Raw genomic sequence first — 1,585 nt, 5'->3', positions numbered from 1 at the left:
GTGCGGTTCGTTTCTATGAAACTAGCCTGTATGGGTTAGGGGATTAGAGCCTTTACGCCGCCTTGGGTGCAAGCCCTAAAAGATAGTAAAGGTAACTTCAGTTGAGTGTGAGTGCGTCAAACTCAAATTTGACAAGTCTTACCCGCTAGGAATGGCGTGATGCCAAAACTGCCCACATGGATAGAGAACAAACTCTAAAAATGAAGCTGGGGACAGAACGAGAATAACAAACCTGAGATGGGAGCAACTCGTATAGGTAAGTAGTCAAGGTTAAACATTAGTTGAACTCTCGGAAAAAGCGTCTGAGCGTGAACGACCGAAATCAAGGTCGAACAACGACACAACATAACACTTCAAGTGTGAAAATACCCGCATTATTTTGAACTGGATAAATGCAATTCTGGGAAATCGTGGGCGAAATGAGAGAACCTAAAACTACAAAACAACTCAACCGAGGAACGAATAAAACGGCTCTTTCAACCTTCAATTTGAAAAAATCAATTCTCAAATTGTGGACTCCTTAAATAAGGGTTAGCGGGTAGAGTTGGTAAGATGTACTCAAAAAATTCAAGAAATCAGGACTCTTGGACAACTGGGTACGGTCTACATAGAAAATGTTCATTCAGGCGTAGAGAATGTTATGGCAACGGAGTTAAATCCAGTTGATAAATGGAAATCAATTCCTTGGCGCAAGCTGCGGAAAATTGTGTTTCGCCTACAAGTGAGAATATTCAAGGCTCAAAAGAACGGTAACGTGCTCCTAGTGCGTAAGCTTCAGAAACTTTTATTAAGCTCCAGAGCAGCTAAGTTGCTTGCTATTCGGCAAGTAACACAGTTAAATACTGGACGGAAAACCGCAGGGGTGGACGGAAAGAAAGTCCTCGAACCCTCACAAAGACTGGCACTATTTGAAGTGTTAGTTAAGAACTGGAAGCAATGGAAACATCAGCCCCTAAAGCGAGTGTACATTCCCAAAGTAGACGGAACTAAAAGAGGACTAGGAATCCCGACCATTAGCGACAGAGCATATCAATGTCTCATCAAATATGCCTTGGAACCAGTAGCAGAAGCTACGTTCAACGCTCATTCTTATGGGTTTAGACCTAGCAGAAGCTGCCATGATATCCAGAGACAATTATTCAATAATCTCAACTCTAGCAGTAATGGGTTAGAAAAAAGAATTTTGGAATTGGATATTGAAAAATGTTTCGACAAGATTGACCACAAATTCTTAATGCAATCAGTCCAACTACCAAAGGCAGCAAAACAAGGGGTATTTCGGGCAATAAAAGCTGGAGTCAGAGGAGAATTTCCTTCATCAGAATCCGGTACGCCCCAAGGGGGAGTTTTCAGCCCATTACTAGCAAATATAGTCCTTCACGGATTAGAAAATGTTGGTCATGAGGTCAGATTAAAAATCAGAAATGGTGGCAGATACATAGACACTATTACTGGATTTCGTTATGCGGATGACGTTGTGTTTATTCTGAAACCAGAAGACGACCCTGAACCCCTCCGAGGACACATTGATAAATTCTTGGAAACAAGAGGATTAAAAGTTAAAGAAGCCAAAACCAAAGTCGTA

At 41.6% G+C, this 1,585-nt stretch carries 1 protein-coding gene; it reads left to right on the top strand.

All coding sequences use genetic code 11. The features are described 5' to 3' along the window. Positions 1–640: 640 nt before the first annotated feature. Positions 641–1,585 (top strand): reverse transcriptase N-terminal domain-containing protein (locus QUA77_RS29050; RefSeq protein ID WP_333454084.1); only part of this gene is annotated, 945 nt, incomplete at its 3' end.

The sequence above is a fragment of the Microcoleus sp. K5-D4 genome (genome assembly GCF_036704575.1).
In the GTDB taxonomy this organism is placed as follows: Bacteria; Cyanobacteriota; Cyanobacteriia; order Cyanobacteriales; family Microcoleaceae; genus Microcoleus.
This window is presented reverse-complemented; position numbering and strand designations above follow the sequence as displayed.